At 64.6% G+C, this 22,184-nt stretch carries 21 protein-coding genes; 10 read left to right on the top strand and 11 right to left on the bottom strand.

Features of this window, described 5'->3' with window-relative positions; translation table 11 throughout:
• Positions 1–127 precede the first annotated feature (127 nt).
• Positions 128–340, bottom strand: a complete 213-nt coding sequence (locus A5659_RS15595) for a hypothetical protein (protein ID WP_066876972.1) — start codon at positions 338–340, stop codon at positions 128–130.
• Positions 341–688: 348 nt separating this feature from the next.
• Between A5659_RS15595 and A5659_RS15590 the strand changes: the two genes are divergently transcribed.
• Positions 689–2,041: a salicylate synthase gene (locus A5659_RS15590; protein WP_066876974.1), complete on the top strand. Its 1,353-nt coding sequence runs from the start codon at positions 689–691 to the stop codon at positions 2,039–2,041.
• Positions 2,042–2,071: 30 nt separating this feature from the next.
• On the opposite strand, the gene A5659_RS15585 is transcribed toward A5659_RS15590, so the two are convergent.
• Genes A5659_RS15585 through A5659_RS15565 form a run of 5 tightly spaced genes read right to left on the bottom strand, consistent with a single transcriptional unit; the run spans position 2,072 to position 7,298 of the window.
• Complete coding sequence (locus A5659_RS15585; RefSeq protein ID WP_066868889.1) at positions 2,072–2,986, bottom strand: MerR family transcriptional regulator; 915 nt, start codon at positions 2,984–2,986, stop codon at positions 2,072–2,074.
• A gap of 13 nt (positions 2,987–2,999) precedes the next feature.
• Positions 3,000–4,502, bottom strand: a complete 1,503-nt coding sequence (locus tag A5659_RS15580; RefSeq protein WP_067182315.1) for an NAD(P)/FAD-dependent oxidoreductase — start codon at positions 4,500–4,502, stop codon at positions 3,000–3,002.
• Entirely contained in the window at positions 4,499–5,419 is a 921-nt protein-coding gene (locus A5659_RS15575; protein WP_067182313.1) for a reductase, read from the bottom strand. The genes A5659_RS15580 and A5659_RS15575 overlap by 4 nt, the downstream gene beginning before the upstream one ends.
• A gap of 24 nt (positions 5,420–5,443) precedes the next feature.
• Positions 5,444–6,292, bottom strand: a complete 849-nt coding sequence (locus A5659_RS15570; protein ID WP_067182310.1) for an SDR family oxidoreductase — start codon at positions 6,290–6,292, stop codon at positions 5,444–5,446.
• A gap of 1 nt (position 6,293) precedes the next feature.
• On the bottom strand, positions 6,294–7,298 hold the full coding sequence (locus A5659_RS15565; protein WP_067182307.1) for an alpha/beta hydrolase: 1,005 nt from the start codon (positions 7,296–7,298) through the stop codon (positions 6,294–6,296).
• A gap of 1,388 nt (positions 7,299–8,686) precedes the next feature.
• On the opposite strand from A5659_RS15565, the gene A5659_RS15560 reads away from it, so the two are divergent.
• From A5659_RS15560 to A5659_RS27055, 3 genes are read left to right on the top strand one after another with little or no spacing between them, the layout of a single operon-like run.
• Positions 8,687–10,072: an MFS transporter gene (locus A5659_RS15560; RefSeq protein WP_082976079.1), complete on the top strand. Its 1,386-nt coding sequence runs from the start codon at positions 8,687–8,689 to the stop codon at positions 10,070–10,072.
• 38 nt (positions 10,073–10,110) lie between these two features.
• On the top strand, positions 10,111–10,953 hold the full coding sequence (locus A5659_RS27060; protein WP_197498030.1) for a sulfurtransferase: 843 nt from the start codon (positions 10,111–10,113) through the stop codon (positions 10,951–10,953).
• 11 nt (positions 10,954–10,964) lie between these two features.
• A complete protein-coding gene (locus tag A5659_RS27055) occupies positions 10,965–12,710 on the top strand; it encodes an FAD-dependent monooxygenase (RefSeq protein ID WP_197498029.1) in 1,746 nt (581 codons plus the stop codon).
• An 845-nt stretch (positions 12,711–13,555) separates the two neighbouring features.
• On the opposite strand, the gene A5659_RS15545 is transcribed toward A5659_RS27055, so the two are convergent.
• Positions 13,556–14,023: a helix-turn-helix domain-containing protein gene (locus A5659_RS15545; RefSeq protein ID WP_066868908.1), complete on the bottom strand. Its 468-nt coding sequence runs from the start codon at positions 14,021–14,023 to the stop codon at positions 13,556–13,558.
• 47 nt (positions 14,024–14,070) lie between these two features.
• Here A5659_RS15545 and A5659_RS15540 point away from each other — a divergent pair, with 47 nt between their 5' ends.
• A complete protein-coding gene (locus A5659_RS15540) occupies positions 14,071–15,498 on the top strand; it encodes an MFS transporter (RefSeq protein WP_082976076.1) in 1,428 nt (475 codons plus the stop codon).
• 150 nt (positions 15,499–15,648) lie between these two features.
• Here A5659_RS15540 and A5659_RS15535 read toward each other — a convergent pair whose 3' ends face one another.
• Complete coding sequence (locus tag A5659_RS15535) at positions 15,649–16,275, bottom strand: TetR/AcrR family transcriptional regulator (protein WP_197498028.1); 627 nt, start codon at positions 16,273–16,275, stop codon at positions 15,649–15,651.
• A gap of 83 nt (positions 16,276–16,358) precedes the next feature.
• Between A5659_RS15535 and A5659_RS15530 the strand changes: the two genes are divergently transcribed.
• Entirely contained in the window at positions 16,359–17,051 is a 693-nt protein-coding gene (locus A5659_RS15530) for an HXXEE domain-containing protein (protein WP_082976075.1), read from the top strand.
• A gap of 44 nt (positions 17,052–17,095) precedes the next feature.
• Here the strand turns inward: A5659_RS15530 and A5659_RS15525 are convergent, their stop codons facing one another.
• A complete protein-coding gene (locus A5659_RS15525) occupies positions 17,096–17,587 on the bottom strand; it encodes a MarR family winged helix-turn-helix transcriptional regulator (protein WP_067182296.1) in 492 nt (163 codons plus the stop codon).
• Positions 17,588–17,662: 75 nt separating this feature from the next.
• Between A5659_RS15525 and A5659_RS15520 the strand changes: the two genes are divergently transcribed.
• Positions 17,663–18,385 (top strand): NAD(P)-dependent oxidoreductase, encoded by a 723-nt coding sequence (locus A5659_RS15520; protein WP_067182293.1) that lies wholly within the window; start codon positions 17,663–17,665, stop codon positions 18,383–18,385.
• Between the two features lie 132 nt (positions 18,386–18,517).
• Positions 18,518–18,814 carry an EAL domain-containing protein gene (locus A5659_RS15515; protein ID WP_082976074.1) on the top strand — a complete coding sequence of 99 codons (297 nt, stop codon included), beginning with the start codon at positions 18,518–18,520 and terminating at the stop codon, positions 18,812–18,814.
• 3 nt (positions 18,815–18,817) lie between these two features.
• Here the strand turns inward: A5659_RS15515 and A5659_RS15510 are convergent, their stop codons facing one another.
• Positions 18,818–19,534 (bottom strand): SDR family oxidoreductase, encoded by a 717-nt coding sequence (locus A5659_RS15510; RefSeq protein ID WP_067182286.1) that lies wholly within the window; start codon positions 19,532–19,534, stop codon positions 18,818–18,820.
• Positions 19,535–19,605: 71 nt separating this feature from the next.
• On the opposite strand from A5659_RS15510, the gene A5659_RS15505 reads away from it, so the two are divergent.
• Complete coding sequence (locus tag A5659_RS15505; RefSeq protein ID WP_067140369.1) at positions 19,606–20,502, top strand: LysR family transcriptional regulator; 897 nt, start codon at positions 19,606–19,608, stop codon at positions 20,500–20,502.
• 33 nt (positions 20,503–20,535) lie between these two features.
• A complete protein-coding gene (locus A5659_RS15500) occupies positions 20,536–21,123 on the top strand; it encodes a TetR/AcrR family transcriptional regulator (RefSeq protein WP_066876996.1) in 588 nt (195 codons plus the stop codon).
• Positions 21,124–21,175: 52 nt separating this feature from the next.
• On the opposite strand, the gene A5659_RS15495 is transcribed toward A5659_RS15500, so the two are convergent.
• Positions 21,176–22,093 carry an alpha/beta hydrolase gene (locus A5659_RS15495; RefSeq protein ID WP_255361676.1) on the bottom strand — a complete coding sequence of 306 codons (918 nt, stop codon included), beginning with the start codon at positions 22,091–22,093 and terminating at the stop codon, positions 21,176–21,178.
• Positions 22,094–22,184 lie beyond the last annotated feature (91 nt).

The following is a 22,184-nucleotide window of genomic DNA, read 5'->3' as shown; positions in this document are numbered from 1 at the left end:
GTTGATAACCGACAAAAGCGCTGGTCAAAGCCAAATCGGTGGGGAGGAAACCCGCGTCCGAGGGCGCAGCGGCGGCCGCGAGTTTGGTGTGAAGGTGCTGTGCATTTACTGTGTAGTCAAATTCGGCTCAACGGGCCGACGGGACGAGCGAGGGCCGCACGCCGGCCCCCTTTTGGCGGTGCGTCACCGAAAGCCACGCCGACGGCGAGTAATGCGTGGTTATTTCCTCGAATCCGTCGATCCGGGAAACCGAAAGCACGCCGGTCTGTGGATTGATTTCGAGCTCGTCGCCTTCGCTCGCATGCACTTCCTCGCCGTTGAAAAGCCGAATGATGAACATCGTGTTCCTCCAATCCGGCGGATGCGGGCTCCGGTGGGTAGTGCGCGCTACGAAAAGTCTGGCTGCCGCAGCGACGGTTTGTGCGGCCGCAACGTAAACGCTTGGGAAAGCTTTGGAGTGGCGATCTTCACAGGGGCCTGTAGGGCCGGCACCACGGCGACGTCCTTTACCCTGCTCTGCCTGCATGAACGGGTCGCAGGCGCCGGTGTCTCGCCAGGGGCGGGCCGCCGGCCGCGGGCCGGCCGAGGCTTTAACTCCGCGGGAGTTTTAGCTGAACGGGGCAATCGCGGGGTCACTTGGCGGGAGCGGTTGCGCGCAGCTACATAGGTTAGGCTACATTTACTAACCGTGACCGAGGTCAGCGTCGAGACAAGTTCCGCCGGCTCTGAGTCGCCGTCGATCCCGCTTCCCGTGCATATCGATCCGGCGGACCTGGCGGCCGAGTTGGCCGTGGTGCTGTCCGAGCGCGTCGGGGAAGAGTATCTGCTCTATGAGCGCGGCGGTGAATGGGTGCTCGCCACCGGCGTGCGCGCCATGATCGAGCTGGACAGCGACGAGCTGCGGGTGATCCGCGCCGGCGTGACCCAATGCCAGCAATGGTCGGGCCGGCCGGGCCCGGTTCTCGGTGAAGCCATCGACCGGCTGCTGCTGGAGACCGATCAACTCTTCGGCTGGATCGCCTTCGAATTCGGCGTGTACCGCTACGGGCTGCAGCAGCGGCTGGCGCCAGGAACCCCACTGGCTAGGGTCTTTTGGCCGAACGGTCGCATCGTGGTGACCCGGGAGGGGGTCCGCCTGTTCGGTACCTCGGCCGACCACCGGGACGCAGTCCTGGGTGTGCTCGGCGACGGCGTGCCCGACGTGCGCGCCGCCTCGGCGGTCGACGTGGTCGCCGACCCGTCCCGCTACCGCGATCGGGTCGCGGCGGCCGTGGGCGAGATCGCCGCGGGCCGCTACCACAAGGTCATCCTTTCCCGCTCACTCGATGTGCCTTTCCCGCTCGACTTCCCGTCCACCTATCGGCTGGCCCGGCGGCACAACACCCCGGTGAGGTCGTTTCTGCTGCGGCTGGGCGGAATTCGCGCCGTGGGTTATAGCCCCGAACTGGTCGCGGCCGTGCACCAGGACGGCGTCGTGGTGACCGAGCCGCTGGCGGGTACCCGCGCGCTCGGGCGCGGCGAGGTCCATGACCGCCAGGCCCGCGACGACCTGGAGTCGAATTCCAAAGAGATTGTCGAGCACGCCATTTCGGTACGAAGCTCGCTGCAGGAAATGACCGAGATCGCCGAGCCGGGTACCGCCGTCGTCACCGACTTCATGACCGTGCGGGAACGGGGGAGCGTGCAGCACCTCGGCTCCACGGTCAGCGGTCGGCTCGACACCTCGAACGACCGGATGGACGCGCTCGAAGCGCTGTTCCCGGCGGTCACCGCGTCGGGCATCCCGAAAGCCGGTGGCGTCGAAGCAATCATGCGCCTCGACGAGGGCCCGCGGGGGCTGTATTCGGGTGCGGTCGTGATGATTTCGGCCGACGGCGGCCTGGATGCGGCGCTGACGCTGCGGGCGGCCTACGAACGTGACGGCAAAACGTGGCTGCGGGCGGGTGCGGGCATCATCGAAGAGTCCACCCCCGATCGCGAGTTCGAAGAGACCTGCGAGAAGCTGTCCACGTTGGCGCCGTATCTGATTGCGCGCCAATAGGTTAAGCGGTCAGGTGCGCGCACGCCGGCCTCAGACCGAAGAGGTCGATTCGAGATAGTCGGTCAGGATGCGGCCGACGAGCGACTCGATATTGGATTCGATGGACGACGCGAGCGTGGCGGTCACGGTCGCCACCGCCTGGGTCCGGAAGCGCACCAACATGGTGATCAGCTCGGCGATTTCGGCGTCGGCAGGCAGCGGTTCGCCGGGCTTGATGCGGTCGAGCACGTGTTCGGCCCCGGCGCGCACCAGCATGTCGCTGATCTTGTCGATCTCGGGGACGATCTGTTCGTGCAGGTCGATCAGCTTGTCCAATTTGACGCCGTAGCCGCGGATCTCGTTGAACGCCTCGATCAGTTTCGGGCGGGTGATGGTGGCCTGTGTCCCATCGATCCGGATCACCTGAAGCGCCACCAGGCGCTCGAACGCATCGGCGTCGTCGACCAGTCGCTGGGCGTCGGTCAGCGATACGGTTTCCGGCTTCTCCGTCGTCCAGGTGCCGACGATGGCGGTTTCCAGACCCAGCACGTCGCCGAGGTTCTTGCCTTCCTCCCACGCGCTCAGCATTTCTCGCACGTGCGCGATGTTGTAGCCGCGGTCGAGCATCGAGGTGATGAGTCGCAGCCGGGTCAGGTGGGTGTCGTTGAACAGGGCGATGCGCCCCACCCGCAGCGGGGGCGGCAGCAACCCGCGGTCACGGTAGACGCGGATGTTGCGGGTGGTGGTGCCGGCCAGCCGGGCCAGGTCGTCGATCCGGTATTCACCGGAGTTCGCGTCGCCGTGCGGCTGCCGGACGGCCGACTCGAAAAGCTGGGACACCGCCCCCTCGATGAGTTGGCGGTATTCCCGCGATTGGCGCCGCACGCGCTTGGGTGCGCGCCGCACGTTGTGCAGCACGCCGGCGATGGTGCCGGGTTCGGGCCGCGATGCGCGCTCGGTGGCCATGTCGGTGTGGCCTTCAGGCCGACGCGGTGGCCTGGGTCTGGGCGCGGCGTGCCACCGCCTGGTAGTCCTCGTATCGAAAATCCCTCATCTGGCGAAGATACTGCGTCGCGAAACCTGGGTACATCGACCCGTTGAATCCGTCCTTGGTGAGGTACCAACTGCGGCACCCCGACATCCAGGTCGTCTTGGTGAGCCGGCGCTGAAGGTCCTCGTTGTGCCGACGCTGGACCTCGTCACGCACGTCGAGATAACGCAGGTCGTCGTTGAGGATGGTGGTGATGCCGCGCACGGCGTAGTCGAGCTGACCCTCGATGTAGACCAGCAGCGAGTTGTGGCCCGGTCCGGAATTGGGCCCGGTCATGACGAACAGGTTCGGATACCCGTGCACGTTGATGCTCTTGTAAGCCTGTGCGCCGGCGGCCCATTCGGCGGCCAGCGAGCGACCGCCGAGCCCGGTGACCGGAAAGGGCGGACCGGTGAGATGCACGTCGTAGCCGGTGGCGAAGACGATGCAGTCGAGGTGGTGCTCGATGCCGTCGCTGGTGCGAATGCCGACCGGGCTCAACGTGGCGATCGGCCAGTCGATGAGCTTGCAGTTGTCGCGTTGCAGCGCCGGGTAGTAGTCGCTGGACACCAGCATGCGTTTGCATCCGGGTCGGAAGTCCGGCGTCAGCTGACGGCGCAGCCACGGGTCTTTCACCTGGGCGCGCAGGTGGGCCCGCCCCAGCCGGGCGACCAGCGACGTCAGCGGTGTGTCCCAGACCAGGGCCGTGGCGCTTGCCTCGTGGCCCCAGTACAGTGCCTGGCGCGCAAGCTGTTGGGTAGCAGGTACTTTGGTGAACAAGGATTGCACGGCCGGCGGGGTGGCGACGTCCAAGCGTGGCAACACCCAGCACGGTGTGCGCTGAAAGACCTTGACGAATCCGGCGCGCTTGACCAGCTCCGGGACGATCTGGATGGCGCTGGCGCCGGTACCGATGACCGCGACCCGCTTGCCGGCGAAGTCGTAGTCGTGATCCCAGCGTGCGCTGTGAATCTTGTGTCCGCGGTAGCTGTCCAGGCCCCGGATGTCGGGGAAGCTGACGTCGGACAAGGGGCCCGAGGCGAGCACGACGGTGCGGGCGCGAAACCTCTTGCGGTTCTTGGTGGTCGCGATCCAGATGCCGGCTTCCTCGTCGAAGGTCAAGTCCTTGACTTCGTGGCCGAACCTGATGCGGCTGCGGATGTCGAACCGGTTCGCCATGTCCTCGAGGTGGCGGTAGATCTCGGGGGCGGGTGAGTAGGTGCGTGACCAGGTCGGGTTCTTGACGAAGGAGTAGGAGTACAGCAGCGACGGGACGTCACAGCTGGCGCCGGGATACGTTGTGTCGCGCCAGGTCCCGCCGACGCGGTCGGCGCGTTCGAGCAGCACGACGTCGTCGATGCCGGCCTCGGCCAGACGGATGGCCGCCCCCAGGCCGGTGAAACCGGCCCCGATGATGAGCGTCGCGTGGGCGCGGTTGTTCGCCACGGTCATGCCGCCGGCTCGTGGGTGAGTTCTCCGACCCAGGTGGGTACCGACGGCAGCAGCGGCCGCGGGTACCGGTCGGAAAGCCAGACCATCGAATTCGCCAACAGGTGGTACGGGTGGCGGGGGTTGGTGACCACCCCGGCGTAGCGCCTCAGGAAACGATAAGTGGGTACCCGCCTGGTGCGTTCGCCGCGGTCACCAAGCTCCTTAAACCGCTTGACAGCCCGGTAGAGGCGTTCTGGCTCCATACCCATGGCGGTGATCTCGTTGCGGATCCTGTTGATCAGCGGCGCGCCCATGATCGCACCGATGATGAGGCCCGGAGTGGCATTGTGGCCGACGAAGTCGATCAGCAACCGTCGGATCTTCGCGTGTCCGATCATGTCGAGAACTTCGAAATCGACGACCAGATGGCGTGATTCGTCATTGTTGATCTTCTCGAAAACCTGGTGGCAAAGCGGGTCGTGCACCTCGTCGAGGAGGAATTTCAACAGGGCACCGTCCAGTGCGACTTCGAGCATCGGAATGACGGTGCCCAGCAGGGACAGCGGCATGTCGTCGGCCCAGCGGTCCAACCAGTCGATCGCCAACCGTATGTTCACATTCGGCTCGGGAATCTCGCCGTCTTCGAGCATGCCCCAGCGCTTCATCAGCGCCAGTTCGGCGTTGGCGTGGCGCTGCTCCTCGGCGTGGAAGTAGCGGTAGATCTCGGCGATGGTCGGTGTGGGTGCCTTCTTCGCCAGCGCCGCGAAGCCCCTGGCCCCGATGTTTTCGATCCAGCACAGGTCGGCCATGAAAGCCTTGAGCTGTGGCCGCTGTTCGTCACTGATCAGTTCGGCGCCGGGCGCATCCCAGTCGATGTCGGCGAGTGCCCACTGGCGGTCTTTGATCTTGGCAAGCATGGCTTCCATGTCGATGGCCATCGGGAGCTCCTTTTCGTTCGGTGATCAGGGCAGGTTGATGCGGGACACCAGGCCGGCCGCACGCGTATAGGTCTGTGGGACCAGCCGTTTGATGTTCCAGCCGATCTTGGCGTCGAATTGCGGCATGCAGTACAGCTCGCCGCGGTCGTGAGCGTCCAGGCAGTCCCGTGCGACCTTCTCGGCGGATAATCCGGTCCAGCGCATCAGTTTTGCGGCCAGCTCGCTCGATTGCTCGCTGATCCTGCCGGATTCGAGGATGTTCGTCTTGACGAAGGTGGGGCACAGCACCGTGACCCGCACCGGCGTGCCGGCCAATTCGGCGGCAAGGGTTTCCGAGAGTGAGAGCACACCGGCCTTGCTGACGTTGTAGGCGGCCATGCCGGGCGCCGCTCCGAACGCCGCGGCCGAGGCCACGTTGATGATGCCGCGGGGGGCGCGTGACCGCTCGGCCTCGCGCAGGATCGGGGCGAACACGTGGCAGCCGTGGATAGGCCCCCACAGGTTGATGCCCAGGGTCCACCCCCAATCGTCCAGCGGTGCGTCACCGATGGCGGCACCGCCCGCGCCGACACCGGCGTTGTTGATGACCAGCGTGGGTGGGGCCGCGAACCAGGCCTGCGACTGTTCGGCCAGCGCCTGCACGTCCTCGAATCTCGATACGTCGCAACGGATGGCGGTCGCCTTGGCGCCCTGCTCGGTGATCGTGTCGGCCGTTTGCTGTGCGGCGGCCTGGTCGATGTCGCTGCACACGACAGCGCCGCCGCGCTTGCCGAGTTCAATGGCGAACGCGGCCCCGATGCCGCTGCCGGCGCCGGTCACCACGGCCGAGGCGCCCTGGCTCGTTTTCGGCCTGTTGAGGAGTCTGTCCAACATGTCAGCGGGTCCCTTCGGTGACGGCGCGCGCATCCTGCAGGGCGTGCGCGATGAAGCGCGCGACGTAGGCCATCGCCTTGGCGGCTTCTGGTGTCATGCGCGGCAGCGCCTGAAAGACGTGCACCTGATGGGGCCAGATCTGCAGTTCGCATCTGCCACCGGCGGTTTGGATGTCGGCGGCGAGCTGGCGCGCGTCCTCTTGCAGCATCTCGGCGCCGCCGGCCTGGATCAGAGTCGGGGGGAGTGCGGGGCCCCCGGCGACGTCGAGCGTCAGCCGCTGATGGGTGAGGTCGATGCCGCTGTGGTAGAGGCCGACGAGGCGGACCGCGTTCGCCGCCCGGGTGGCGGGATCGGGGCGTATCCGCTCACGGGCCAGCGCCAGTTCGAACGTGAGGTCGTACAGGGGTGAGAACAGCACCATGGCGGCGGGGTGCTCGACCCCGGGTTGCAGCAGCAAGTCGACGGACAGGTGACCACCCGCCGAATCCCCAGCGATCACAATGTGTTTCGGCGGAACAATGCCCGTGTCGACCAGCCAGTCCCAGCCGGCGCGGACGTCGTCGGCCGCGGTGGGGAAGCGATGCTTCGGAGCGAGTCGGTAGTCGATGCAGAACACCGGCAGCCCGGTCAGGGCCGATAACCAGGCTGTCAAGCGGCGGTGGGTCTTTGGCGAGCACACGGCGTAGCCGCTGCCGTGCACGTAGTAGATCGCACCCTCGCTCGTCGACGATCGCTCGGTGCCGCTGGTGGGCGTGCGCGGTCCATAGACCCATTCGCCCTTGACGCGGCGGCCGTCGGGCAGCCTGGTGTCGACGGATTCGACGCGGGTGCCCGCGAGCGAGGGGCCGAATGTCCCCATGATTCTGGCGACGATCTGGCGCGATAACCACAGACCCCACCCCCGTTCGGGCGGGATAACGCTGGTGATCGGCCGCAGGGTGTACGCACTTACCGCTGCCGCGCCGCGGGATCGCAATGACCCGCGAGCCGGAACGCCGTCCGTCATGCAACGCAGTCAACACCAAATGGTGACATTGGTCAATGGCAGATTTGGGGTGCTGGGAGATGGTAGATCCTGATTGGATTGCCAAAGCTCAAGCCGACGGCGCCATCAACCGGCGTCCAATCGTCGCGATGTCCTGGCGATGATCATGTCCATAGCGAAATGGTGTGCAACGCGGTCTCGGTTAGACCTCTCTAGGACGAGCTCAACCGTGTGACTCTCGTGGCGTCCTTGCTTGCCGAATCCCGGGCGCTACTGACAATCGAAGGTGGCGGTCTCACCCAGCGCACGTGCATGCCATCGAGCACGCCGGTACCTATCGAATCCTAATTTGTTCGACAGAGCCTGGATCTGCGGCAACGGGCGTTGCAGATATTCCATCCTGCTCAGCGTCATAGTTTTGAGATCCAAGATTCTATTGCCTAGGAGGTGGTTCTGGTCGCGTCGTCGCGCTCGGGGTACCGCCATTCTCAAAGTGCCTCAAGCGATCCGCAATGTCGGCGATCGAATCAGCCTCAGCTGAGTGCTGATCGGGGCCAGGCTGCAGACTTCCCGGACTCGTCAAGGTCGTCGGGCGGGCAAGCGCTCGCGCGAGCACGTCGACACGGTAGTCGCGTCGCGGGTCACCCACCGTGCGTCCACCGCCTCATCGAGGTGGCTGGCCCTTGTGCGCTCTCATTCATGCGACTTTGACAGCCAATCAACACCCACCATAATTTCCATCGTGCAGTCAGTAAGTAGCCTTCATCACGCACAACGCCCGCAGAGGCTTGCCTGTCATGGCACACACCACTGTTGTTCGAGAGGGACTTCCGTGCGTATAGAGGTTAGCGGGGCAGCCGGACCGGCATTGCAGTCGGTGTCGAATGCACGATGCGACTCGGTCACGCTGGCTGCGCAGATTGTTCGAATGTGCGCGGGCCCTCGGTGATCTCAACCCGCCGGATTGTGACGACGAGTTTGCCGACCGAAACTTGTTCGGCGATTTCATCGCTCGCTTACCATCGTTGTCCGGCAGATGTTCCTGAACTCGGGCGAGTGCCGGCGTCCAAGGGCACCGTAGCCACATCGCTTCCTCTGTAACGAGTTAGGCAAATGATGAGGTTCGTGTCGTTGGCAGTGGCCGGCAACGATCTGGTGGCTGACGGCAACGCAGTCGCCACCGTGGGGTTTCGCAACCCAAGTGCATCCGGCGTAACCCTCACGACGCTGACGTGTATATCGGCGGGGATCTCAGGTCGCGGATGAGGGGATGAGGTGCTAGTGGCTGTGCAACAAGATCAATGGGAATAGACGGCGTCAGTTGAGTTAGCGGCCGCGCATCAGCTTTTCGCGCGCCGACCCTATGCCCACTATCCGTCGCGACAACACCGCAGACAACCAGAAGGCCGATGACCAACAGTACTCGCACCGCGCTCGGTTCTCGCCAAATGCGCTTAGCGGCGGTAAGTTCCATCATCTCCTCGTCGCTAGAATGGTATGACTTCTTCCTCTACGGGCTCGCTTCAGCGCTGGTGCTCGGGCCGGCGTTCTTCCCGTCGCTTGGACACATGAAGGGAGTCCTCGCGTCGTTTGCCACATTCGCTGTGGGGTTCGTTGCGCGCCCGCTCGGCAGTATCGTCTTCGGCCACTTCGGTGATAAATTCGGTCGCCGGCGGATGGTGAAGATCGTTCTGGCCGGAGTTTCCCTGTCTACCGCGGCAATAGGATTTCTGCCCACCTACGCCGAGATCGGGCTGACCGCGCCGGTCTTGCTGGTTTGTCTGCGGGTCGTTCAAGGTCTCGCGGTCGGCGGCGGCTTTGGCGGATCACTGCTTCTTTCTGCAGAACACGCGCCCGACAAGCGGCGGAGTCTGTTTTCCAGCTTCCCCCAAATCGCCGTCCCGGTTGGGGATCTCCTCGCCAACGGTGTCTTCCTAGCTCTGACCGCAACCCTGTCCAGCGGCGACTTTCAAAGCTGGGGATGGCGCATCGCCTTCATCCTTGGGGGGATACTCGGAATCGTCGGCTATAGGCAAGTGAATCGCGTTGCCGAAACCCCCGAGTTCACAACGGGCAGAACACAAGTCGAGCTCCAGCGATCGCCCATCGCGGAAGCGGTTCGGCACGACTGGCGTCAGATTCTCGCCTGCACCGGAGCGAACATCGCCGTCAACGCCGTGTTCTACATCCTCGTCGTTGCGGTTGTCGAGTACACCACGGCCGACCTAGGAGTCGCGAAGAGCGCCGTGCTCACCGCCATCCTCATCTCGGCGTTCATCTCGATTCCGTCAGTCGTGGGATTCGCCATGCTCGCCGATCGTATCGGAATCCGCCGGGTGGCGGTCGGTGGTGCGCTGGCGATGGTCGTCTGGGCCGTTCCGTTGATGCTGATCGTCGAGACGGCCAATATCGTGGCGATCACCATCGCGCTTGGCGTAGGCCAGGTCTGCGTCGGAGCCATGATGGGAACCATTGGTGCCCTCTTCTACAACGGGTTCCGCGCCCAGTACCGGTATTCGGGAATCTCGTTGAGCTTCCAACTCTCGGGTGTCCTTGGCGGCGGGCTGGCCCCGTACCTGGTCACTCTGCTGCTCGATCGCACCGGCACGCCCTTGGCGGTATCGGGATACATCGTCGGCGTCGCGCTTTTGGCGCTAGTGTCCATCCCCTTCGTCCGGGGTCGTAAGGCCACACCGACGGGAGGCGCACAACCCACAACGACCGAAAGTCACAGTCTTGGACCAATACTCGTCGAGTGCGCCGCCAGACCAGGTTCCGACGATATTCCGGCGTAACCCACCCCCGTTCGATACGGAAAGGACCGTGTGCAATCGTGACGGTCAACACGACATTTCCTTCGCATCTTGTGGCGCAGGCGAGCGACCTCCTCAGCACGCCTTCAGCTGACCGGTGTTTCCTAGACGTCCGACTCGGCGATCCGACGGAGGAGTACCGAGACTTTCGCAAATGCCACATTCACGGAGCCCTTCACGCACAGATCCGGGAAGTCTTCGCTAGCCGTCCCACGGAGCAAACCGGGACACTGCCGCTACCGGACATCACCCTTCTCGCAGAACAGCTCACCGGCTGGGGCATTCGTAGTGACACCGAAGTCATTGTCTATGCGCGCACCCCAGCCATTGCCGCGCGGGGATGGTGGACGTTGCGTTGGGCGGGGCTGACAAATGTGCGTCTCCTCGACGGTGGATTGCAGGCCTGGCGAGACGCTGGCGGAGCCGTCGCGGAAGGTCCCGCACATCGACACGCCCTACCGCGCGGATCACTGCGCCTGCACCCCGACAACATGCCCACGGTCACCGCCGCGGACGTCGAGGCCAGGTCACCTGGGACTATCGTGGTAGATGCGCGAGATGAAGCAACCTTCGTGGGCGGACACATCCCCAAAGCGGTCAACTTACCGGCCATTGAGCAATGGACGCCACGTTCGGATCTGCGTGCGCTGCAACAGATCCAGGTGCTCTACCACAACGCCGGCATTAGCTCCGGCTCGGATGTCATCGTGTACTGCGGCGGTGGGGTGTTGTCGGCCCTGGAGGTTCTCACACTGCAGGCCGCGACGGGCGTCACCCCTCACCTTTATGTGGGGTCCTGGTCTGACTGGATCCGAGATCCGCAGCGACGCGCTGCGGCACACGTTGAACATCAAATCTTTTGAGGAGCCGAAGATTGCCCAACAGTGAGTTCGATACGGACGTTGTGATCTGTGGCGGTGGCGCGGTCGGTTTGGCCCACGCATACCTACTGGGCCGCAGCGGGATTGACGTCCAGTTATTCGAGAGACGTTCGGGGACGACACCTCTTCCCAAGGGGCAGTATATCCACGCGTCCACCGGGGAACTGTATCGGCAGTGGGGCGTCTGGGATCTCCTCGAAGGCCGCGGTTGGCCGATCGCTCAATCGAACGGCCAGGGCTTCTACGTCACGGTGAACGCTGGACCGGTTGGCCGTGTCCGCCAGTCGCTAGGAACGCTCGACGATTACATCGCAAAATGGAGCCGCCTGACACCTGTGTACCCACGCAAGGTGGCCGCATCCGACTACGAGTCCGCCCTGCTCCAACAAGCCCGGCAATGGAGCTCGGTCGACATCCGCTTTCACTGCCGTGTCGTTGACGTAACGACGTCTGGCCCCACCTGCATTACCACCCGCATCGAAAACGTCGATACCGGCGAGACTCAAGTAATCCGAAGCCGATACCTTGTGGCCTGCGACGGGGCACATAGCTTCATTCGTAACCGGATCGGTCGAGGTCAGTGTCACGGTCCAGCGTTCGAAAACCAAATACTCGTCGAGTTCGTCGCTCCGCTCGAAGATACTCTTGGACAAGACGGTTTCTTCCACTCCTTCGTCCTTCACCCACGGTATGCGGGTTGGTTCGGTAGTCAAGACCCGACAACCGGACTCTGGCGATACAGCTTCAAACACGATGAAGAGGACCCTCCGGCCGAATCAACTGTGGTGGCGCGGATCAGGGGCGCGATTGGTGATCCCTCGTGCCCGATAGAGGTCAAGAAGGTGATGCGATTCGACTACTCGACGGGGCTGCTGCGATCCTGGCGTGAAGGGAACATCTTTTTCGCGGGCGATGCCGCGCACTGGCATTCGCCGTGGGGCGGATTCGGCCAGAACACCGGTGTCCAGGACGCCAACAATCTTGCGTGGAAACTGGCCCTGGTCCTGCAGGGCCATGCGAGCGACTCCCTCCTAGACACTTATGAGGTGGAACGAAAGTCCAAAGCCCTGCAGGTAGTCAAACTCGCCACCTATAACGCAATGAACTATCAGGCCTTGTCCGCGTCGGTCATGCTCGGGGAGCATGAAGCACTCGGGGGAGGGCGCCTCACGAACGAGGCCTTGGCCTTTCTCACCGAACATGGCGCAACTCACGGCGTCAATGCCGTCTTGCACACCGGGTTTCAACTCGGGACTTTCTATACGTCCTCGGCGATAATCCGACGCGACCGACAGCCGCCGCCGCCTGGTTCGCTGGGCACTTATGTTGAAAGCATCATCCCGGGCGCACGCGCACCCCACGCATGGCTTCGCGATCCCCAGGGCCGGAAAGTCTCCACGTCCGATTTATGGGGACCAAACTTTACGCTCGCCGTCTCGAGCCAGCCCGAATTGTGGACCGCTGCCGTTGTGCGCACTACCCGGGTACTGGGTATCCCGATCTCACTTATTCAGATCGGAAACGGGGGATACGTCCCCTGCGACAAGAAGTATCGGGATTTGTACACCGCGCCTGTACTAGTGCGGCCCGATGGGCACATCGCGTGGCGATACGATGGTCCAGCGGGCGAGGACTGCGTCGGCGAACTGATTTCGGCACTCAAACGAATACTTGCCCTCGAAATCGAAGTGCCGGCTACCCACGATACTCATCTCGTAAGAGTCGGTGCGCAATGCTGAAGGCGTCACCAGCGATCAGCGATACCCCACACGGTGGTCTCCCAGTCCTGGGCGGTGTGGTAGGGCGTCACCAAGCCGTGCGGCGCGCCGTTCAAGGTATTGGAAGACACTGTGCCTGGGCCGTATGTCGATCGAGGGTGGCGCCCAATTCGTGCGGCATCATGCGCCCGATTTACGAAAAGGACGGCGAGACCGCGGACCCGCGCGGATAAGTTCACAAAGCTTGTGTCGCGGCGCAGCCCAAGGCGCTGTGCCGGCGGCTGGCATTGTAGAAGGGCTCGATGTAGTCAAAGACCGCTGGCGCGAGCGGGTTTGGGTGCTCCAGATGCGGCGTCGAGAACTTTGATCTGCATCGAGCCGAAGATCGACCCAATCATGGCGTTGTCGACGCCGAGGCCACCCGGCACATGGGCCGCAGCGGCGCCCCGTACTCGGTAGCCGAAAAGTTCTTCCGGCGCCCGTTTCGCTGCGCAGCGGTTACCAGCTCGGTGCGCTCGTCACGCACGTCTTCCTGGTGGCCGTCTTCCTGGTGGATCGAAATGGTGCCCAACGCGGTCTCGGTTTGACCTCCCTAGGGCAAGCTCAACAGGTTTGCACCAGGACTCGTCGATGCCACTTCAAGTGGCACCGTGGCCTGCGATCTAGGAAAAGTGCCGGGCTTTGGGATCTTCATTCCGTTGCGTCGGCGGGCACCGCCGTGGCGATTATCGTGGCCGGGGTTGCCGGCGTCACGTGGGTGCCGCCGCCAAATCGAGGGGCTCCAACGCCTAGGCATCAGCCGGAGTGTCGGGCAGTGGCGACGGCGTGGACGTCGAGCGCCTACGCGGGACGCGGGTGGCGCGACCTCAGGCGTCTTCGCCGAGACGAACGCGGGTGACATCATCTTCGTGGACCGGCTCACCGCAGACGTCACAGGTGCCGCCGAGCCGCAACTCGTGGTCGCGGTGGCGGACAGTGACCGGCGGCCGTGCGACTGCCCACCGATCGCCCCACTGCCGCAACACGTGCAGCACCGGCGACAGCTCGCGACCGGCGTCAGTGAGGTGGTACGCCGACAAGGACGGTGACTGCTGATACTCGATGCGCTCCAGCACGCCCGCGGCGACAAGCGCCTTCAAACGAGCCGCCAGGCGGTCCCGGGACGCGCCGGTGTTGCGGACCATGTCGCTGAAGCGGTGGTGCCCTAGGTTGACCTCTCGCAGGATGAGCAATGACCACCGGTCGCCGATGATCTCTAGCGCGGCGGCGATGGAACACGGTGTTCCGCGGACCGCAGGGGTGAGCAACGGTCCCTCGCGTGCGCCGTTCGTCATCTTCTTAGGTTTGCATACCGAACGGGTCGCCCGCTAGCGTTCTGACCATGATGGTTGGGAAATCAAACCGCTATATCCGGTGGGCGGAAGCGGCTGTTATCGTCGCAGCGATTTTCATGTCCAACCTCGACCTGTGGATCGTCAATGTCGCGCTGGTGGGCATGGCTCGCGGCTTCGGCCAATCCCTCTCGGCAACGTCGTGGGTGCTCAACGCGTACGCCATAGGCCTAGCGGCGCTGCTCGTCCCCGCCGGGCGGCTGGGTGACCGCATGGGCCACCGGCGGGTCTTTCTGTGCGGCATCGCAATGTTCACCATCGCCTCCCTGGGCTGCGCTCTTGCCCCTAATCTTGTGGTCCTCGTCGCCGCGCGCATCGTGCAAGCCGCCGGCGCGGCCGCGCAGATTCCGACGTCGCTCGCGCTGCTGATGTCCTCAGTGGAGCCGCATCGACGCACCACCGTGGCGCGCGGATGGGCAGCAGTCGGCTCATTGGCGGCCATCTGCGGCCCAGTGCTGGGCGGGCTACTGGTCACGTTCGACTGGCGGTGGGTGTTCGTGGTCAACCTGCCAGTCGGACTGGCAGCGTGGGCCGTTGGCCGCAGGGTCTTGCCGGCGGAACCTGCGGGTTCTGGTGAACGGTTGCCCGACATCGCGGGCAGTGCACTGCTGATCGTCGCGTTGGCCGCGCTGACCGGGGCGTTGATTCAAGCGCCGACATGGGGCTGGGCTGGGCCAGGCACCATCGCCCTGGCCGTGACCGCCGTGCTGGGCACTGCGCTGTTCCTGTGGCGTTCGGCGCGGCACCCTCGGCCGCTGCTCGAGTTGCCGCTCCTGCGCATCCGCAATTTCGCGACGGCCAACGTCGCCTTCTTTTGCTTCAGTGCAGCGTTCGCAATCATGCTGCTGTCAAATGCGTTGTGGTGTCAGAACATATGGCACTTCGGCGTATTGCAGACCGGATTAGCGATGGCGCCGGCACCCATGGTGGTGCCGTTGGTCACTTTGGCATCCAACCCGCTCGTCCATCGCATTGGACCGGGGCCGGTAGCCGCCGTGGGCAATGCGCTCTTCGCCGGGGCGTTTCTGTGGCGCATCCTGCTCGCCACTGCCAGACCCGACTACCTCGTCGACCTGCTTCCGAGCATGTTGCTCAGTGGAGTGGCCGTCGGTCTCACCTTGAGCACCTTGATGGCCGCGGGCGCCACGGCGCTGCCACCGGCTCGGGCCGCGACGGGCTCGGCGCTCGTCAACTCCGGAAGACAGGTCGCCTCTGCGCTCGGCGTCGCCGTTCTGGTTACCGCGCTCGGACCGGTCGGCTCGGTCAGTGACTTCGACCTGGGATGGTGGCTGGCCGCGGGCTTGGCCGTGGCGGCCGCATTATTCAGCGCAACACTGCCCCACGTGCGTTCGGAGGTGTCAGCCGCGAACGTGGTTCCCGTTGCCGCCAAGCGCGAGCCAGTGCCCGACGTTCCGTAGATCAACGGACCGGCACGGACGCCGCGCCCCGCCGCGGCCGGCACAAGCAACGCTCGTGCGACATGAACTACAGCAAGGACAAAGCCTACGCGCGAGCTCGAATCCCAAGTCCCGCGGGCCATTACGCCACGGCATCCGGAATGCCCAGCGTCAACTTTGGCGGGTAGCGGACTCGTGCGGCGTGTCAAGCAGAGCGACGGCCGTGCGGACATAGGCGTCGAGGTCCATATCGTCGCCGTACACGCTGATCTGGATCAAGGCACCCTGCAGCAGAGACATAGCCAGCCGCCCGAACTGATCGGGGTCGATCGCCGCGGCGAGTTCGCCGCGCTCTTGCGCGGCCTGCGCGAGTGTCGCAAAGCCGTCGCGTAGGCGCGAAAGCCCAGCGCGGGCGGCGGCGTTGAGTTCCGGGTCGCGCTGTTGTTCCCCGATCAGGTGGGGGAAGATACGGGCGCGCTGTTCGACGGTGCCCAGTTCGACGTTGCGGTTTTGCTCTATCAATTCTGCCAACGCTTCGCCGGGCCGGCGTAGACGGCCACCAGGCAGGGCTTCGGTGATCACCGTCGCCGCTTGAGTGAGGAACCCCATCGTCTCGGCGATGATGGCGCGTACGAGGTCGTCCTTGCCTTCGAAATAGCTGTATACCGCACCCGGACTGAGGTCGGATTCTTTGAAGATCTCCTGCATCGTAGTGCGGTGGAACCCATCGCGCGCGAAGCAAGCAAGCGCCGCTGACAAGATCTGGCGGCGCCTTGCCGCGACGTGCTCATCGGTCACTTTCGGCATATCACCACGGATTCTACCTTGACAGCGAACGCTCGTTTCACTATAAAGAACGAATATTCGTTTTAGGAGCCAGCATGTCATTTCAGCCGCTCGTCGACAAGTTGGATGCGCGCGTTGCCGGCGCGCCTGGCGACCGCGCCATCGCGAAGCGGGACCTCGTGCCCGGCACGCTGATCGCTGTGACGATGGGCGTCGGGTTCTGGCTTGCCAGCCATGGGGCCAGCCTGAAAGTCACCTTCATCCCGGGGGTCGTCGCCACCTGGTTGCTGTTTGTATGGTGCTATCGAAGTCGGCTGCCGCTGCCCACGGTCAACAGATTCCTACCCGCCTTCTGCTGCGTCCTGGCTGTGCAATTCGTGCACTTCACCGAAGAATTCGTCACCGGCTTTCGAACCCACTTCGCCGAGCTCTACGGTGGGGCTCCCTACTCGAATGACGCCTTCGTCTCGGTCAACATGAGCGCCTACGCGGTCATGATCGTCGCCTGCGTGATCGCGTTGACCACTCGGCTGCGCTTCGCAATCGTTCCCGCCATTTTTTTCATCTTCTACGGCGCGATAGGCAACGCCATCGCGCACACGTGGTGGAGCATCATGCTCGGCGCCTACTTCCCCGGACTGATCACCGCTCAGCTGTACTGGATCGCGGGACCATACCTGCTCTACAAACTGGTCGGGGACCGCCGGGTGACCGCGATCGCTGTTCTCGGGTTCGCCGTGGTGCTCATCCCGCTTCTCGCGTTGGCGGCCGACACCGCGGCAGCCTGACACGGGTGCGTTGACGCTCACGCGCCCACCTGGTGACCACCGGATCAGCAGGTTGCGAGATCGTCAGACAATCCAGGGTGCACACCCGATATCAGTCCGGCGCTACCGGCGACTTGCTGCAACAGGCTGCGCAGGGTGTCGCGTTCGCGTGCCGAAAGGTCAGCGGTGACCGCATCTTCGAGCGCGCGGGCGGACCCATCCAGCTTGAGCAGAAGTCGGTGGCCCCGCTCGGTCAGGGTGATCGCGAACGCCCGCCGATCAGCGGGATGCGGCCTGCGTTGCACCAGGCCATCGGCTTCCAGCGCGTCAATAATGTTGACCATTACATTGCGGTGAATGCTCAGCTGCGCCGCCAACTCGCGTTGCGACTGGCCATTGCGCGCCGCCAGCGCAGCCAGCACCGCATAGGTGCGCGGTTGCACGCCGCTGTCTGCGATCAGGCGCTGAAACTCGGCCGCCACGTAGGAGCCCAACTGCGACAACAGAAATGGGATGCGTTCATCGAGGCTGGCGATGCCTTTCGCGACCCTTGCCATGAACCGGAGTCTAGCAACGCACATGATCATCATCTATAGTGATAATCACTAACAGTGCATAGTAGGGGAGAAGTCATGAAGCTGGTCATCTTTGGAGCCAATGGCCAAACCGGCCGGCTGGCGACTGCGATCGCCCTCCGCGCCGGCCATGATGTGGTCGCGGTGACCCGAAGGCCAGGTGAGTTCCCGCTGGCAGGGCCGACGCTTACCGTCGCCGGGGCTGATGTGCGGGATGCCGCGGCGGTCCGGCCGCTCGTCGAGGGTGTCGATACGGTGGTGTCAACGCTGGGTGTCACGTTCACTCGGGGCGCAGTGGACACGTACTCGCTCGGAACCGGAAACATCGTGACCGCCATGCGCAGCGCGCGCACCCGGCGCCTTGTGGTGGTCAGCTCGACAGCTGCATTTCCTGTGCGTCGGTCGCGAGTTCCGTTGTCGCTCCGGCTGATCGAGCCGGTCCTGACTCGCACGATCGGCAAGACTGTATATGACGACATCCGGCGCATGGAGAAGATCGTGCGTGCCAGCGGCCTCGATTGGACGGTTGTTCGCCCATCGGGGCTGTTCGATCTTCCCGAGCGCACCCGGTACCTATGCGGAGAGGTTGATCCCGTCGGTGCGTTCACTGCGCGCGTCGATTTGGCCGACTATCTGGTGGCCGTGGCCGCGGACGCGGCTGCGGTCCGTCGCACCGTGATCGTGTCGACCACTGAGAACACTCCAAGCCTGTGGCAAGTGATTAGGCGGGAAGCGAGATCGGGCAGTGACTCGGGCACGCAATCGGTGCACACATCCTGAGAGTGCTCCCTGTCGAAACCGCGGCTGCCCGAACGCGGATACACCGACAACGCGCGATTCGCCGAGACCTCGTCTGACGACCCGCGACTGGAGAGGCATCAATGACCCTCACACCGCACCCGACACGCAGGTCTGACGCATCTGCGTGATCGCGGCATATCCGTGGCAGCCGATGATGCCGGTGCCGGATATGCCAGCTTCACCCAACTGCTGCGGCTACGCCCCGACATCAACAAGATCGATGGCGAGTTGATCGCCGGCATCGACGATGATCCCGTCAAACCTGCACTGGCAACCGCGCTGAACTCGCTGGCATCGGAGCTGCACACGAAATTAGTGGCCGAAGCTGTGGAGACCCCCAACCAACTCCGGCTGCCGGCACGCCCGCATTTACAGCCCCCACGTGTTCCCTTCGGACCGGCAACCTAACGACTAGACGAGGACGCTGCCGCCGTCGACCTTGACGACCGCTCCTGTGGAGTATGTCTGCTCGATGCAGTACAGGTAGGCCCGTGCCACCTCGTCGGCCTCGGCGATCCTGGTCAGCGGGATCCGTTCTGCTGCGGCAGCGAACATCGCGTCGCGATCCTCCCTGCCCATGTTGTCCCACAGCGGCGAGCGCACTACACCTGGGGCGACAGCATTCACCCGCACCGGCGCCAGCTCGACCGCCAGAGCGGCGGTCAGCGCATTCATTGCGCCGCACAGACTTACCGGCAACGCGCCGAATTCCGGCTGCTCGGCGGCCGATCCGCTGGTCAGCGTGATCGAACCACCCGCGGGCAGGAGCGGCCCGAGCACCCGGGCCGCGCTGCACGCCCCGATGAAGCGGGTTTGGTAGAAGCCGGCGATAACGTCAGGTGTCAGCCCGGCCAGCGGCACCATCTCCAGCGGCTCGCCCGCGGTGTAGACAAGGTGGTTGACCGGGCCGACCCGTTCGGCCAGTCGCTCGATGGACGTGGGGTCCGCGAGGTCAACGGTGGCGCCGACCGCGCCGGCGGGCAGCGAGCCCAGCGCGCGCTCAACACTAGGCGTCCGGCGCGAGGCGACGATGGGGGTGGCGCCGCGCTCGGCGGCTGCCGCAGCCACGGCCAGGCCGATGCCCGATGTCCCCCCGATGATCAGGACGCGTTGGTTGTGCAGACTCATGTATTCAGGGTCAAGGAGGGGGCTCCTACTCGTCCAACACCCTTCTCGTCCGGGGGCGATACCCTCTGGGTATGGCTCCAGTGGATCTGGATATGCGCAAGCTGCGTTACTTCGTCGCGGTGGCGGAGGAACTCAACTTTGGCCGGGCCGCGGCACGCCTGCACATCGCCCAACCGGTGCTGTCCCGTCAAATTCGCGCGCTCGAGCACGAGCTGGGAATCAAGCTGCTCAATCGGGGCACCCGCGGGACGACGCTGACCGCTGCCGGTTTGCGGCTACTCGACGACGGCCGTTTCTTGCTCACGGAAGTGCAGGCGCTGCAGCAGCGGCTAGCGCAGGCCGAAGCCCCCGCCGTAGTGGTCACGGTCGGGGTACTACCCGGGCTGTTGGCGACCGCTGCCGCCCGGGCGTTCGAGGCGGGCGACCCGGCTCGCCGCACGGTGATCGTGCCGGTGACCTGGAACGAGCAGGCCGAAGTGATCCGCCGCGGCGACGTGCAGGTCGTCTACGCTCGCTCGCCATTCGACCTGTCCGGCCTGGCGACAGCGCCGCTCCTTGAGGAGCCGCGCGACGTAGTGCTGCCCGCCGGTGATCCTTTGGCCGAGCGGCCGTCGGTATCGCTGGACGATTTGGCGCCGCGACGGTTGCTGCAGAACCCCGCATCGGTGCCCGAGTGGTACGCCATCGCCAGCCCGGAGTTGCGCCGCGCGGCAGTGCAGTCGTCGGTCAGCGGGGTCGAGCAGAAGCTTGAATTAGTCGCTGCCGGCGCAGGTTTCGCAGTTCTGCCTCGGTCGACGGCCGTGTCGTACCGGCGGCCAGACTTGCGGGTAGTGCCGGCCGACGGCCTCGCTCCCAGCCGGGTGGTGCTGGCGTGGGACGCCACGATCACTGATGCGGCGCGCGACGACTTCATTACAGCCGCGCTGGCCTGTGCCGGACAGACGATCGATCCGACCTCGCGAACGTAAGATATCGATAGTTATGCTACAAGGGTTCACTTCATGAGATATCCGGCAGATCAGAAGGCTAAGGCGCGCGCCGCGTTACTCCGTGCGGGCACGCGCTCGATGAAGGTCGCGGGTTTCAACGGGATCGGGGTGGACGGGCTGGCCGCGGCGGCGGACGTGACCTCGGGGGCCTTCTATTCAAACTTCGCCAACAAGGAAGCGATGCTTGAGGCGATTGTCGAGGCCGCCGTCGGTGAACCTTTCGTTTCCGACACGAAATCGGGCACGAGGGCCGAACGCAGGGCGAAGCTGAAAGCGTTTGTCGCGGAATACCTCAGCGCCTACCACGTGGAAAATCCGGACGACGGATGCGTGATGCCGACCCTCAGCGCCGATGTGGCGCGGGCGGGAGTGTCCACTCGGGACGCGTACGAACACAAGATCAACGCGCTGGCGGGGCGGATGGCGGAGCTATTTGACGGCGCGGACCCGGAACGCCGGGCGTGGAGCCTGGTCGCGCTGATGGTGGGGGCGGTGTCGATCTCGCGCGCCATGTCTGATCCCGCCAGGCAGGCCGAGGTGCTCGACGCCGCGAATAAGACCGCGGACAGGCTCATTTCACCCGGCAAACGACGCATATGACCGGCGGCGGCACGCGGGCTTAGCGACCTTGGGTCGTTTGACGCGTGCTCTCCTAGCCGAGGTGCGTCGCGAACCAGTCCCGGGCCGCCCCGGCCGCCAGCGCGAACCCGTCGCCCGTGTACGCCGCGAAGTGGCCGCCGGGCACGAAAACGATCTTCTTTGGTTCGGCCGCGGTCTGGTACGCGGCCGCCGCCAGGCTCCCACCGGTCAAGTTGTCCTCGCGACCGACGATCATGAGCAACGGCGTTGGTGTGATGTCGGGCAGGTAGCGCGCCGGTTCGTACCCGTAGAAGTTGTCCACGCTTCGCAACGAGACCTCATTGGGCCATTGCGGATCCAGCGCCGCGCGCGCCTCGGTGAAGAACGCGTAGGCGTCCGAAGTGGGCAGGCCCACCAGCGTGGTTGGCTCCGCCCCGACGACTGGCACCATTTCCGGTGGGGCGCCGCGAGCGCGGGCTCGCCGGTCCGCGGTGAACCGCTGGGGGCCGACCACCTGATTGTTCACCCGGGCAAGGTTGGCATAGGTCGACCGGCCGCTGATGAACGGCGCCTGGCCGCAAACGGCCTGCACTCGCCGGTCGATCGCGGCGACAACGAACGCGTGCGCCGCCGAGAAGCTCGTTCCCCAGACGCCGATACGATCGGGGTCGACCCCGGATCGGTTCTGCGCGTAGGTGATTGCATGCTGGTAGTCGCGGATCTGCTCCCATGGGTCGACTTCGTGGCGTGGCTTGCCGGGCGCTGTCCCCGACTCGCCCCAGCCCCGATGGTCGAAGACCAGCACGCAAAGTCCCGCCGCCGCGAACACCTCGGCAAACTTGTCGAGGTGCATCTTCTTCGTTGACGTCCATCCGTGCGCCATGACCACACAGGAACTCGCCCTCCCCGCTCGGCGCTCTCGCCGCCCGTGATACCACCACGCGTGGAGAATTGCTCCCTCGGCATCGATCGTGACGTCCTCGCGCAGCACTGCTCATCACCCCTCGAAATGGTTTGCAGCACTGACGTTTCCACAATGCTCCGGATACCGTCCAATACCGAATCGGGCGCCCGGCCATACC

Source organism: Mycobacterium sp. 1165196.3 (genome assembly GCF_001673415.1).
Lineage (GTDB): Bacteria > Actinomycetota > Actinomycetes > Mycobacteriales > Mycobacteriaceae > Mycobacterium > Mycobacterium europaeum_A.
Note: the sequence above shows the minus strand (reverse complement) of the source record. Positions and strands in the feature narration are given on the sequence as shown.